Genomic DNA, 12,236 nt, shown 5'->3' with positions numbered 1-12,236 from the left:
TAATGTAATCGCGTGAATCACCCTGTATAGGAAGGACTACCCCTGGTGTCCGACGCGCCCTCCGCTCGCCTGGTCTATGACACCCTCCTGATCACCTCCCTCGACGACGTCTACAAGCCCGCCACCGTTCCTCGCGTGACCGGGCTCGGAATCGGCGCGGCGCTCCTGGCCGAGCTGGTGCTCTCGGAGCACGTCATCATTTGGGCGGCAAAGGGAGTCGATCGGGTGTGCTTCGACGAGCGCTTCCGGCCGCCGGGGGACTCGCTGACGTTGTGGCTGGTCGAGCACGTCCGCGCCGAGCGCGACAGCCTCACCGTGCGCGACTGGCTCGAGTTCCTCGCCGCGACCGACGTGTACACCAAGACCGCCGAGCACATGACCATGGTCGGTCTCATGGTCCGCAACGAGTACCGCACCCGCTGGCGCCATCGCGTCGAGGTCGTCTACGAGCCGACCGACGCGCTCATCGCGAACGCCACCTTCTCGCGACTGCGGCGCCATTTGTCCACATCAGATTCCCGGATCTCGACCGAGGACGCCTTCCTGCTGACCCTGTCCGAAGCGGTCGGTCTCGCCAAACCGCTCTACTCCCAGGTGCCCTCCGGCGCCCGCACGTACGCCGACAAGCAGCGGAAGGCCCTGCCCACGCCGCTGCGGGCGATCCTCGCGCACCTCGCCGCCGCGGTGGCCGACATCGCCATCACCGGCGGCCTCTGAGTTCCCATCCCGCCATCCGAAGAGGAGTCATCCCCCATGTCCACCCCTTCAGCACCGCCCAGTGCGGTCCGGGCCGTCCTGGCCCGCGACAAGCTCGGCACGTTCAGCCTCCTGCACTTCTCCCTCACCGCCGCAACGCCGCTCACGGTGATCGCCGGCGGCGTCGTGGTCATGTTCGCCATCGCCGGCCAGATCGGCATCCCCCTGGGCTATGTCATCGTCGCCGCGTGCCTGTGGCTGTTCAGCATCGGCTACACGACGATGTCCCGTCACATCACGAACGCGGGCGCGTTCTACGCGTTCATCGCCCGAGGCATCGGCCGCGTCCCCGGGGTGGGCGCCGCCTGGGTCGCGGCGACCGCCTACTGCGCCATGCAGGTCAGCCTCTTCGGCCTACTCGGCCTCACAGCGCAGAACGTCATGGCCCGCATGGGGGTCGACGTGCCGTGGTGGGGCTGCGCACTCGCCGCGTGGCTCCTCATCGGACTTCTGGGGACGCGCGCGGTCGACATCAACGCGAAGGTCCTGGCCGTGCTCCTGGCCGTCGAGATCGCCGTGATCCTGCTATTCAGCGCCTCGAACTTCCTGAACGCCGCCGACGGCGTCCCGCTCGGGGCACTGTCGCCGTCCGCGCTCGGCGGCGAGGCGGCCGGAGCCATGCTGGCGCTGGCGGTCACCGGCTTCATCGGGTTCGAGTCGCCCACCGTCTACGGCGAGGAGGCGAAGGACCGGCGCCGCACGGTCGCGCGGGCCACCGTCGCCACCGTCGCCATCCTCGCGTTCATCTACATCGCCTCATCGTGGTCGATCATCGCCGCCGTCGGCGAGAACGACATCGTGGAGGCCGCGACCGCGGACTCCTCGCTCATGTTCACCCTCGCCGGTGACCAGCTCGGCGCCCCGTGGGCGACCATCGGCGAGGTGCTGCTGCTGACCTCGGTCACCGCCGCGGCCCTGAGCTTCCACAACACGACCGCGCGCTACCTGTTCGCGCTCGGCCGCGAGCGCGTCGCGCCCCAATGGCTGGGCCGCACCTCACTGCGCACCTGCTCCCCCGTGGCGGCCTCGATCACGCAGACCGTCATCAGCGGCCTGGTCATCGTCGCCTGGGCGGTCCTGGGCCTCGACCCGCTCGTGCACCTGTTCTTCTACATGAGCACTTCGGCGGGCATCGGCCTGCTCGCGCTGATCGCCACTTGCGCGATCGCGGTCGTGGTGTACTTCGCGCGCAACCGCCGCGGCGAAACGGTCTGGGCCGCGCGCGTCGCGCCACTGCTCTCGGTGGTCGCACTGGTGTGGGTGCTGTGGCTGTCGGTCCTCCACTTCCACACGCTGCTGGGCGTCGAGAAGGGCTCGCTCCTTCCGATCCTGGTGCCGATCCTGTTCGCGGGCCTCGCACTGCTGGGCGCGGGCTGGGGGGCGTACCTGAAATGGCGACGCCCGGAGGTGTACGCGGGCATCGGCCACGGCGCGAAGGCCCCGCTCGTGCAGTCCGCCGAAACCGAATTGGCCGAGGTGGCCGGTGGACGCTAGGACCGATCACGTGGGTGTGCTCCTGGCTGAAGCCTTCCAGGAGGTGCCGACCGCGATCTGGCTCGTCGAGGACCCCGTCGAACGCCTCGCGGCCGTGCAAGGTCAATTCGAAATATTCGTGGAGCACGCTACCGCTCACGGGGGTGTCGCCACCTCCGGAAGCGAAGGGGCTCTCGTCTGGTTCGACCGCACCGAAGAGGAACCGCCGATCCCCGATTACGAAGCACGCCTGCGCAAGGCCTGCGGGAGGCACTACGAGGCGTTCGCGGCACTCGATCAGGCCATGGACGAGCACCACCCCGCCGAACCGCACAACTACGTGGCCCTGGTGGGCGTCAGGGAGGACGCGCGCGGCCGCGGCATCGCTTCGGCGATGCTCCGGAGCCACCACGCATGGCTCGACGAGACGGGCACCTCCGCGTATCTGGAGGCGGTCTCGCCGCAGACGGCCCGCCTGTATGCGACCCTCGGCTACCGGCCGCACGGCGAACCGTTCCGCATCGGCGAGGGCGGCCCGCCGCTCTACCCGATGTGGCGCCCCGCACGAACCGGGATCTGAGTTTCGAGAAGAAGGGCCGCACCGGCATCGGTGCGGCTCTTTCGGTCAGGCGTCCCTGTGCCGGTCCCGGACTTCGGGGAGCGGCTCGAAGCCGGCCGAACGATAGGCGGCGACACCGCCGACGTTGGAGCTCGGGGTGCAGACGACGACGCTCGACGAACCCATCTCCCGCAGCGCGGCGGCCGCGGCGACGCAGATCGCCTTGCCGTAGCCGTGACCGCGGTGGTCGCGGTGTGCGCCCATCGGCTCGATCAGCCCGGGCCGCCCCGGCCCGGCCGACCAGACCGTCACCGCCGCAACGGCATTGCCCTGGTCGTCGTAGGCGAGCAGGCACCGCGCATCGGCGTACAGCGCTCCGGCCGCCATCGCGTGCCAGCGCTCGTCGGTGAACGTCGAGCCGTCGAACGCCGAGCGATGGACGGCGGTGCGTTCACTCACCTGCTCCGGCCCGACGGCCTCGATCCGGACGCCGGGGTCCTCTACCGGCACAGTGAGGTCGCGGCGCAGCGGCGTCCACGGTTCGTCGGTGCCCCAGCCGGATTCGGCCAGGACGTGCTGGACGAGTGCGTCCTTGGGCGCTTCGACGTTCACCTTGCCTGCGGGCAGGACGCCGCGGTCGGGGTCGATGATGTCGTCGGCCAGTTGCCGAGCCAGTTCCTCGTCCCGCATGGCTTCCGGCGCGGTCGTCATCCGCAGCAGATCGGGGCCGTCGAGGAGCCCGACGGCGAGGATCCGCCCGTCCCGGCTCCAGGTCCGGACGGCCGCCGCCGTCGTTTCGGCGCCGAACCGCTGGAACCAGCCCAAGTCCCCTGGGTGCAGTTGCATCGGCGCCTTGTCCGACTGCCATTCCCTGAGCGCACCGGCGGCTTCGCTGAGGCCGTCGATACCGGGGGTGCCCGACACGATCGTCATGCCCCGAGTGAACACCACCCCGGAACGGTCTTCAACGACGTTTCTCCGCTGTTGAGGAGCCTGGTCAACGGCCGGGGCGGGCCCAGCCTGCCGAGTCGCTGACCTCCCGGTCCGGTGTCGTCGGCGCGAGAGGCCGGTCATCGTACTGTGTGGACAGTACGATGTGGGTGCGCAACTCGCCGTGCTCGCCGAGCCGTTCGATGAGCCCTTCGAGGTGGCCCAGGGACGCGGCGCGGACCTTGAGCATCGAGCAGTGCTCGCCGCTGAGCTTGTGCACCTCGGCGATCTCGGGGAAGTCGTCGGCGCCGGTGGTCTTCAGCAGGCACCGGCTGAGCGAGCAGCGCAGCTGGATGAACGCCAGCAGCGGCTGACCCGCTTTGGCCGGGTCGACGCGCGCCCCGTAACCCGCGATGACGCCGGACTCCTCGAGCCGCCGCACCCGTTCGGCGACGGCGGGCGCCGAGAGGTGGATGCGGCGGCTCAACTCGTTGAAGGACAGACGGGCGTCGGACTGCAGTTCGGCGAGGATCTTCCAGTCGGTTTCGTCCAGTTCTGGCGATCGCAAAGCATTCATCGCAGATTCCTTTCCTTCGCAATGCAGCTGGGCCGCAGACCGCTACATCGCCCCTTCTGGCCGGGGGTCCGACTTTCTAGTCTCAGGACATGGGAGACAACGATACCGTCGTGGCGGCCGCAGCGTCCGGCCTCGAGTTCGTCCGCGACCCGACGATGGGGGTCCTTCGGGCGGCCGGCATCGTGGGCGGTTTCGGCCAGGCGCTGACCGGCGCGGCCGGGTCGCTGCTCGCGTTCGAGGTGTCCGGGTCCGAGTCGACGGCGGGTCTGCCGCAGACGGCGTTGGTGGCGGGATCGGCTGCGGCCGCAGCGATCTTGTCGCGATTGGCCGTGCCCTTCGGCCGCCGTCGCACACTCGCGGCCGGAGCGGGGGTGGCGATGGCGGGTTCGCTCATCGTCACGGCGGGCGCGCTGACGTCCTCGCTCGTGCTCATCCTCGCCGGATGCGTGCTGCTCGGCGCGGGCACGGCATCCGTGATGCTCGGCCGGTACGCCGCCGCCGAACTGGCCCCGGAGGCGATGCGACCCAAGGCGATGGCGTCGATCCTGACCGCGACCACCATCGGGGCGATCGCCGGACCGAACCTGCTCGCCCCCGCGAGCCTGGCCGCGGTGGGACTGGGCATCCCCGCGTTGGCCGGTCCGTTCGCCCTCGGCACGTTGGCCTTCGCGCTGTATGCGGTCATGCTGATCGCAGGACTGCGCGACACCAGGCCTGCGACGCGGGCAGCGGCCGCGGCGACCGAGCCGGACCGGATCGCGTCGGCGGCACCGGGGCTGGCCGTACTGGCGGTCACCAACCTGGTCATGGTGGCGGTCATGACGATGGCACCGGTGCACTTGGGGCACAACGGCACGGGCTTGACGATGATCGGCGTGGTCATCAGCGTCCACATCGCCGGCATGTTCGCGCCCGCACCGTTGAGCGCCTGGCTCGTCCAGCGCATCGGTGCGGCCCCGACTGCGGCATTGGCGGGCTGGGCGATGGCCGGAGCGTGCGCGCTGGCTGCGGCAGGGGCGTCATCGTCGTTGACGCTCGCGATCGCCATGGCGGCCTTGGGTGCCGGCTGGAACCTGGGACTGGTGTCGGGCAGCGCGATGCTGACCGCGTCGGTGCCGAGAGCGGTGCGCCTCAAGCGCGAGGGCTGGGGTGAGGTGGGCATGGGAGTGGCCGCCGCGGCGGGCGGTCTGGCGTGCGGTCCGCTGGTGGCACAGGGAGGCTATGTCGCGCTCGCCTTCGCCGGGGCCGTCGCGGCGGCGCTGATCCCCTCGCTGGTCGCAGCGTCGGGCCGCCCGCGGCGCCGCGAACGGCGGCCGTTGACGAACGGCGTTCCCTAGAGCTGCTGTTCGAGGTCTCTGGCGGTGGCGAGCGCAGATGCGGCGGCCTCTTGCTCCTCTTCGGACAAATTGGTCTCATTGATCTGCTTGAGGAGTGCGGCGGCCTTCGCGTTGTCGGCTTCTCTCAAGGCGAGTTCGGTGCGGTAGACGAGGGCGTCGAGGAGTTCGTTCTTCGGGGCCTCGTCGCCGCTCCGCGCGAGAGTCGAGTCGAGGACCTTGATCGCCTGCGCGGTGTCGCCTTTGGCCTCGCCGAGGACGATGGCCTTCACAAGGGTCCTGCCGAGTTTGCTTTGCGGCGCTTCAGGTTCAGCGATGTCTTCCTGCGTCGGGAAGATCCGGATGATGTTGCCGCTCGGGTCGGTCAGGGAGAACCCGGCGCGGTTGCCGGTGTTGGCGCGCTTGCGCGGCCGGGTCACCCGCGGAATGCCGGAGACGAGGACCTTGCCGTGCACTTCGCGCATCCCCGCCGCGAACTCGTCCCAGAGCGCGCCGGTGTCGGGGACGAAGACCAGGCAGGTGCCGTAGCTGGTCTCGGGGTCGAGCACGTCGACGCCGAAGAAGTGGACCTCCCAGTCGTCGCGGGCCATGACGATGTACGGGTTGGGGCGGGTCTGGCGGTGGGTCCTCCGGAAGCCGAGCATCCGGTAGAACTCGCTGGTCTCGTCGATGGACCTGCACGGCAGCAGGGGGATCGTGAACTCGCCGCTCATCGGCTTCCTTCCGGTCGGAGTGCGGTGGAGAGCGCGCGCAGGGCCGCGGTGGCGGCCTCGATCTGGGACGGGTCGAGCGAGCCCGCGAGCGCGTCGACCCAGAGGGCGTGGGCGCGTTCGGTTTCGGTCAGGGCGCGGCGTCCGGCTGCGGTGGGGTCGAGGAGTCTCGCGCGGCGGTGGCGGGGATTGTCCGCAAAGGTGGCAAGGCCGTCGGCGACGAGCGCGTCGGCGGTCTGCTGGACGCTCTGGCGGCGCAGGCCCATCGTGCGGGCGACATCGGCGACCGTGGCCGGGGCGTGGTCGATGACGCCGAGGACCTGCCAGCGGGCGCTGGTGAGCCCGGCCGGACGGGCGAGGGCGTCGCCGGCGGCGAGGAGGGCGCCGTTGGCCCGGAAGACCTCGATGACGAGTTCGGACACGGCGAGGCCCCGGGGACTGAGCTGTTCCACGTCCCCGAGGCTACGTCATTGACAGGTACCTGTCAAATCACTCGAGAGCGGCGGCCATCCGCTCGACCGCTTCGGTCAGGATCTCCGGCGAGGTCGCGTAGTTGAGGCGCACATGGCCCGCACCCCCGGTGCCGAAGGCGTGCCCCGCGTTCAGGGCGACCCGGCCGCGTTCCAGGAAGACCGCGGAGGGATCGTCGCCCAGGCCGAGGCCGCGGCAGTCCAGCCACGCGAGGTACGTGGCAGGCGCCGGCCGGTACACCGCCTGCGGCAGGTGCTCGGCGAGCGCGGACGCGAGCAGGCGGCGGTTGTCCGCGAGCCCGGCGAGGAGCGCGTCGAGCCAGGCGCCGCCCTCCCGGAAGGCGACGGTCTGGGCGACGGCGCCGATATGGCTGGTGCTGCCGCTCATCTGCTCGGGCATCCGGGCGAGCTCCACCGCCGAGGCGGGCCCGGCGATCGCGAGGGCGGCGCGCAGGCCCGGCAGGTTCCAGGCCTTCGCGGCAGAGGTCACCGCGAGGCCGTTCTCCCCGCCGGGCACGGTCAGGTAAGGCGTGAACGCGGTGCCGGGGGCAACGATCGGGGCGTGGGCTTCGTCGGCGACCACGCGAACGCCGTAGTCGGCGGCGACGCGCGCGACCCGGGCGAGTTCGGCGGCACTGTGGACGGTTCCGGTGGGGTTGTGGGGACTGCAGAGCAGGTAGGCGGCGCGTCGGCCGCGGCCGAGGGCGAGTTCGAAGGCCTCGGCGAGGGCCGCGAAGTCGATCCGGTGGTCCGGCCCGAGGGGTGCCTCGATCACCTTGCGGCCGTTGAAGTTGCAGAACTCGTAGAAGGGCGTGTAGACGGGGCTGTTGACGACGACCGCGTCGCCGGGCGCGGTGATCTGGTTGAGCATCTCGACCACGCCGAGCATCACGTCGGGCACGGGCCTGATCCGCACGGGGTCGAGGTTCCAGCCCCAGCGCTCGGTCGCGAACTCGGCGAAGGCTTCGGCGTAGCCGGTCCTCCCGAGGTAGCCGGTGTCGCCGGCGGCCAGGGCGTCGGTGACGGCCTTGGCGATCGGTTCGGCCAGGGGGACGTCCATCTCGGCGACCCACAGGGGCAGGACGTCGTCGGGGTGGGTCCGCCATTTGACGCTGGTGCGCTGGCGGAGCTGATCGAGGTGGAGTTGCCGAAGCGGGTTGCCGGGCAGGTCATTCGAGGCATTTGTGACGACGCTCATAACAAGACGGTAGCGAAGTTTCTCCGCTGTGTCACCTAGCGCCAGAGGCGGTTTCGACGAGTGGGGGTGGTCACGGCGAAGGATGCCGCGCAACCCTTGTAGTTCGCAACACGAACTACTATGGTTCGTGGTACGAACTAGTTTTCCGGAGAGGGAACGACATGACGCAGCAAGCGAAGACCGTGGCGGTCGTCGGCGGCGGATACGGCGGAGCCGCCGTCGCCAAGGCGCTGGACGAGCACGCCGACGTGGTCCTCATCGAACCCAAGGACGCCTTCGTCCACGCCGCCGGATCGCTGCGGGCACTGACGCAGCCCGAGGAGTGGGCCGAGCGGATCTTCTACCCGTACGACGGATTCATCAAGCGCGGCAAGCAGATCCGCGAGTACGCGTCCGCTGTGGATGCCAAGGGTGTGACCCTGGCTTCGGGGGAGCGCGTCGAGGCCGACTACATCGTGCTGGCGACCGGCTCGGGCTACCCGTACCCGGCCAAGACCCGCGCCGACTCCACCGCCGACGCCGTCGCGCACTTCAAGGAGACGCACGCCGAACTGGCCGGGGCCGAGCGCGTGCTCATCGCCGGGGCCGGGCCGGTGGGACTGGAGCTGGCCGGCGAGATCAAGGCCGTGTGGCCCGAGAAGCAGATCACCATTGTGGACTCGAGCGAGCAGCTGATGCCCGGCTACGAGGAGGAGCTGCGGGTGGAGCTCCACTCGCAGCTGGAGAAGCTCGGTATCGAAGTGCGCCTGGGCGTCACGCTCGACGACGAGCCCGAGGTCGAGCCCGGCCGCGCCGGGGCCGTCACGGCCACCGCGGGCGGCGAGGTCTTCGAGGCCGACATCTGGTTCCGCGCCTTCGGCGTGAGCACCAACTCGGGCTTCCTCGGGGACGGCCTCACGACGCTCAACCGGCGCGGGCAGGTCCCGGTCACTCCGAAGCTCAATGTGGAGGGTCACGGGCACGTGTACGCCATCGGCGACCTCACGGACGTGCAGGAGGAGAAGCGCGCCAGCTCGGCCGGGCAGCACGCGGCCGTGGTGGCCGCCAACATCATCGCGCAGATCAACGGCGAAGCTCCCGAGCAGGAGTACCAGCCCACACCGTTCCGGGTCATCGTGCCACTCGGCCCCGAACTCGGCGTCGGCCAGATGCCGTCCGAGAACGGCCCGGTGCAGCTGCCGCTCGAATCGGTCATCGAATGGAAGGGACGCGACCTCATGGTCGGCTACTTCGACTCGGCGTTCAAGCTCGCCCCGGCCCAGTAGGGCAGAAGCTCCCCGGTCCGCCCGATCGTCATAGGACCGGGAAGGCCCCCGCCACGAGTCCGTGGCGGGGGCTTCGCTGTGCTTTCGCAACACCGCTGCGCGCCTTCAGTTCTCGGCGCAGCCTCGGGACGGGCAGCCCGTGTCGGTGAAGACCTCGGGGACCTGGTTGTCAGCGACGACCCGCGTGAGCAGGCCCACCAGGATCTGCTGGTCGGCGGCGCTCAAGCTGAGCGGGAGCTCGGCCACGCGCTTGGTGGTCTCGTCGTGGAACTGCTCGGCGAGCTGGGCGCCCCTGTCGGTGAGCGCCACCAGGAACGCACGGCCGTCGCCGGGGTCGGACTCGCGGCGCACCAGGCCCCGCTTCTCGGAGCGGTCGACCAGCCCGGAGATACTCGACTTGGCGAGGCCCAAGGTCTTCGCGAGCTCGAACATGCCGTACGGCCTGGCGATGAGGACGCACAGCAGCTGAGCCTGCTGCACCGTGAGGTCGAATTCGCGCACCGAATCGGAGTAGACCGCGTCGACCAGGAACGCGGTGCGCACCAGGGCGGTGCCCATGCTCATCGGCTCGCCCGCGTAATCCTCCATCCACCAAGCATACTGCCTGTATACAGGCGTCGCCCCGTGTCATCTGACACGAATCCCGGCCCATCCGGCCACGACGCCGGGAGGGCCTTCGGGAGCGCGGACCACCGCCGCGGCCACGGCGGCCCCGACCGGCCCCCGGTACAGAACCCGTGCTGCAAAACGCTCTGTCATACCTGCCGTGACAGGGAGTTTTTTTGTTGCCTCGGACAATCAAAATGTTGACATGTGCAAATACGCCTGGCATGATTCACGTTGCGTTTCGACCCCGCAATACGGGATCTTCCCGGCAAATTCCTATCGATGCGCCATGCAAAGGGAGGCCGACCCGGCATGCCCTCCCGCGGCGCCCAGAAAGAGTGATCACCCTTGCGACGCAAACCGATCAGGCTCATAGCGGCCCTGGTGGCGGTGCTGGCGGCAGTCGCCGCCGCGTTCACCGTGCGGACCGCCTTCGCCGAAACCGAAGCCCCGTCAGAAGGAGGCACCGCGCAGCTCAGCGCGGAGGAGACCGTCGCGGCCATGCAGCCGGGCTGGAACCTCGGCAACTCGCTCGACGCCGTCGGCGAGGACGAGACCGCCTGGGGCAACCCGCGCATCACCGCGGAGTTCCTCGACCAGATTCGGGCCCAAGGCTTCAACTCGATCCGCATCCCCGTCACCTGGTCCGCGCACCAGGACGCGGCGGCGCCCTACACGATCGACGAGGCGTACCTGGCCCGCGTCAAGGAGGTCGTGGACCTCGCGCTCGAAGACGGCTTCTACGTGCTCATCAACATCCACCACGACTCGTGGCAGTGGGTGAACACGATGCCGACGCAGCACGACGCGGTCCTCGACCGCTACGACTCGGCGTGGACGCAGATCGCCGAGACCTTCGCCGACGCCCCGCCGGAGCTGGTGTTCGAGAACATTAACGAACCGCAGTTCGCCGATGTGGACGAAGCCACGGGCGATGACCTCCTGCACGAACTCAACGTCTCCTTCCACGAGATCGTGCGCGGCTCGGGCGGCGACAACGCCGACCGGCTCCTGGTCATCCCGACCCTCCACACCAGCAGCGACCAGGCCCGCCTCGACGCGGCCGCCGAGAGCATCGCGTCCCTGAACGACCCGATGATCGCCGCCACGGTGCACTACTACGGCTTCTGGCCTTTCAGCGTCAACGTCGCCGGATACACGACCTTCAATGCAGAGGTGCAGGCCGACCTCGAGGCGACCTTCGACCGCGTCAAGGCCACCTTCATCGACCAGGGCGTCCCGGTCATCCTCGGCGAGTGGGGCCTCCTCGGCTTCGACAAGCACGTCGGCGTGGTCGAGCAGGGCGAGAAGCTGAAGTTCTTCGAGTACCTCGGCCACTACGCGAAGCAGACCGGCGTCACGACCATGTGGTGGGACAACGGGCAGCACTTCGACCGCACTGCCTACACCTGGAAGGACCCCGACCTGTTCGCGCACGTCGAGAGCGCCTGGGAAGGCCGCTCCGGCACCGCCGCCTCGGACCTCGTGTACGTTCCGGCGGGCGAGACCCCGGCCGCGCAGACCATCGCGCTCAACCCGAACGGCCTGGAGTTCACCGGGCTTTGGAACGGGGACACCGAACTCGCGGCGGGCACCGACTACACCGTGGACGGTGACAACCTCACGCTGAGCGCCGAGCTCCTCGCGGGCCTGGTCGGCGACGGCGGACTCGGGGAGCGGGCCGTGCTCGAAGCACGATACTCCGCGGGCGTGCCGTGGAAGCTCCACGTCATCTCCTCCTCCGCCCCGGTGGCGCAGGACGCGAGCGGCACCACGACCGAACTGGCGATTCCCATGGCGTTCAACGGCGACCAGCTGGCGACCATGGAAGCCGCCTACCCGGACGGCACCGCCGCGGGGCCGCAGAACTGGACCACGTACAAGGAGTTCGCCACCGCGTTCGAACCCGACTACGAGGCGGGCACGGTCGTCCTCCCTGAGGCGTTCTTCGCCGAGGTGAACGACAACTCGACCGTGAACCTCACCTTCCATTTCTGGAGCGGCGAAACCGTTCAGTACACCTTGGAGCGTTCCGGCACCACCGTGACCGGCAGCGCTTCATTAACGTCAAGGGCCGCATGAGAACAAGCCCTATGTAAACAACAACGACGACGGGGCGCCCGAGCATCGGGCGCCCCGTTTCGTACGCTGATTGGGAGCATTTTCCCAGCCAACGCGGCCCGAAACGGTCCTCACGACCGGTGTTCGGCCGCTCATGTTCACGTTGCCGATGGGCTAGTCTGAACCGATGTCCCCCACCGGCGAGGGGCCCGCTTGAGCGCTCCAGCGCCGAGTGCGACGCGACCTCCCGACGCGTCGCCCGATTTCCCTGTCACCTGCCCATTCAGTGCTGATTGG

At 69.4% G+C, this 12,236-nt stretch carries 12 protein-coding genes; 6 read left to right on the top strand and 6 right to left on the bottom strand.

Features of this window, described 5'->3' with window-relative positions; translation table 11 throughout:
• Positions 1 to 45 precede the first annotated feature (45 nt).
• From ACFO8M_RS04085 to ACFO8M_RS04075, 3 genes are read left to right on the top strand one after another with little or no spacing between them, the layout of a single operon-like run.
• Positions 46 to 717 (top strand): GPP34 family phosphoprotein, encoded by a 672-nt coding sequence (locus ACFO8M_RS04085; protein WP_387970843.1) that lies wholly within the window; start codon positions 46 to 48, stop codon positions 715 to 717.
• A gap of 36 nt (positions 718 to 753) precedes the next feature.
• A complete protein-coding gene (locus tag ACFO8M_RS04080) occupies positions 754 to 2,250 on the top strand; it encodes an APC family permease (RefSeq protein ID WP_387970840.1) in 1,497 nt (498 codons plus the stop codon).
• Between the two features lie 10 nt (positions 2,251 to 2,260).
• Complete coding sequence (locus ACFO8M_RS04075; protein WP_387970837.1) at positions 2,261 to 2,809, top strand: GNAT family N-acetyltransferase; 549 nt, start codon at positions 2,261 to 2,263, stop codon at positions 2,807 to 2,809.
• Positions 2,810 to 2,854: 45 nt separating this feature from the next.
• Here the strand turns inward: ACFO8M_RS04075 and ACFO8M_RS04070 are convergent, their stop codons facing one another.
• Both ACFO8M_RS04070 and ACFO8M_RS04065 read right to left on the bottom strand, forming a co-directional pair.
• Positions 2,855 to 3,721 carry a GNAT family N-acetyltransferase gene (locus ACFO8M_RS04070; RefSeq protein ID WP_387970834.1) on the bottom strand — a complete coding sequence of 289 codons (867 nt, stop codon included), beginning with the start codon at positions 3,719 to 3,721 and terminating at the stop codon, positions 2,855 to 2,857.
• 64 nt (positions 3,722 to 3,785) lie between these two features.
• Positions 3,786 to 4,295: an Lrp/AsnC family transcriptional regulator gene (locus ACFO8M_RS04065; protein WP_387970831.1), complete on the bottom strand. Its 510-nt coding sequence runs from the start codon at positions 4,293 to 4,295 to the stop codon at positions 3,786 to 3,788.
• 89 nt (positions 4,296 to 4,384) lie between these two features.
• On the opposite strand from ACFO8M_RS04065, the gene ACFO8M_RS04060 reads away from it, so the two are divergent.
• A complete protein-coding gene (locus ACFO8M_RS04060; protein ID WP_387970829.1) occupies positions 4,385 to 5,632 on the top strand; it encodes an MFS transporter in 1,248 nt (415 codons plus the stop codon).
• Here ACFO8M_RS04060 and ACFO8M_RS04055 read toward each other — a convergent pair.
• Genes ACFO8M_RS04055 through ACFO8M_RS04045 form a run of 3 tightly spaced genes read right to left on the bottom strand, consistent with a single transcriptional unit; the run spans position 5,629 to position 8,007 of the window.
• Positions 5,629 to 6,342 (bottom strand): VOC family protein, encoded by a 714-nt coding sequence (locus ACFO8M_RS04055; RefSeq protein ID WP_387970827.1) that lies wholly within the window; start codon positions 6,340 to 6,342, stop codon positions 5,629 to 5,631. The genes ACFO8M_RS04060 and ACFO8M_RS04055 overlap by 4 nt on opposite strands.
• Positions 6,339 to 6,791: a MarR family winged helix-turn-helix transcriptional regulator gene (locus tag ACFO8M_RS04050; RefSeq protein ID WP_387970825.1), complete on the bottom strand. Its 453-nt coding sequence runs from the start codon at positions 6,789 to 6,791 to the stop codon at positions 6,339 to 6,341. The genes ACFO8M_RS04055 and ACFO8M_RS04050 overlap by 4 nt, the downstream gene beginning before the upstream one ends.
• Positions 6,792 to 6,828: 37 nt before the next feature.
• Positions 6,829 to 8,007 (bottom strand): MalY/PatB family protein, encoded by a 1,179-nt coding sequence (locus ACFO8M_RS04045; protein ID WP_387970822.1) that lies wholly within the window; start codon positions 8,005 to 8,007, stop codon positions 6,829 to 6,831.
• Positions 8,008 to 8,168: 161 nt separating this feature from the next.
• Here ACFO8M_RS04045 and ACFO8M_RS04040 point away from each other — a divergent pair, with 161 nt between their 5' ends.
• Entirely contained in the window at positions 8,169 to 9,272 is a 1,104-nt protein-coding gene (locus tag ACFO8M_RS04040; protein WP_387970819.1) for an FAD-dependent oxidoreductase, read from the top strand.
• Between the two features lie 105 nt (positions 9,273 to 9,377).
• Here the strand turns inward: ACFO8M_RS04040 and ACFO8M_RS04035 are convergent, their stop codons facing one another.
• On the bottom strand, positions 9,378 to 9,836 hold the full coding sequence (locus ACFO8M_RS04035; RefSeq protein ID WP_387971200.1) for a MarR family winged helix-turn-helix transcriptional regulator: 459 nt from the start codon (positions 9,834 to 9,836) through the stop codon (positions 9,378 to 9,380).
• A 390-nt stretch (positions 9,837 to 10,226) separates the two neighbouring features.
• Here ACFO8M_RS04035 and ACFO8M_RS04030 point away from each other — a divergent pair, with 390 nt between their 5' ends.
• On the top strand, positions 10,227 to 11,960 hold the full coding sequence (locus tag ACFO8M_RS04030; RefSeq protein WP_387970815.1) for a cellulase family glycosylhydrolase: 1,734 nt from the start codon (positions 10,227 to 10,229) through the stop codon (positions 11,958 to 11,960).
• Positions 11,961 to 12,236: the final 276 nt, after the last annotated feature.

Source organism: Glycomyces rhizosphaerae (assembly GCF_042647865.1).
Lineage (GTDB): Bacteria > Actinomycetota > Actinomycetes > Mycobacteriales > Micromonosporaceae > Glycomyces > Glycomyces rhizosphaerae.
The sequence above is the reverse complement of the archived record's forward strand: the minus strand, read 5'-3'. Positions and strand labels throughout refer to the sequence as shown.

Coding starts and splice junctions, on each gene's coding strand:
- ACFO8M_RS04080 (WP_387970840.1), top strand. CDS start 754: ATGTCCACCCCTTCAGCACCGCCCAGTGCGGTCCGGGCCGTCCTGGCC.
- ACFO8M_RS04045 (WP_387970822.1), bottom strand. CDS start 8,007: ATGAGCGTCGTCACAAATGCCTCGAATGACCTGCCCGGCAACCCGCTT.
- ACFO8M_RS04040 (WP_387970819.1), top strand. CDS start 8,169: ATGACGCAGCAAGCGAAGACCGTGGCGGTCGTCGGCGGCGGATACGGC.
- ACFO8M_RS04035 (WP_387971200.1), bottom strand. CDS start 9,836: ATGAGCATGGGCACCGCCCTGGTGCGCACCGCGTTCCTGGTCGACGCG.
- ACFO8M_RS04065 (WP_387970831.1), bottom strand. CDS start 4,295: ATGAATGCTTTGCGATCGCCAGAACTGGACGAAACCGACTGGAAGATC.
- ACFO8M_RS04060 (WP_387970829.1), top strand. CDS start 4,385: ATGGGAGACAACGATACCGTCGTGGCGGCCGCAGCGTCCGGCCTCGAG.
- ACFO8M_RS04055 (WP_387970827.1), bottom strand. CDS start 6,342: ATGAGCGGCGAGTTCACGATCCCCCTGCTGCCGTGCAGGTCCATCGAC.
- ACFO8M_RS04070 (WP_387970834.1), bottom strand. CDS start 3,721: ATGACGATCGTGTCGGGCACCCCCGGTATCGACGGCCTCAGCGAAGCC.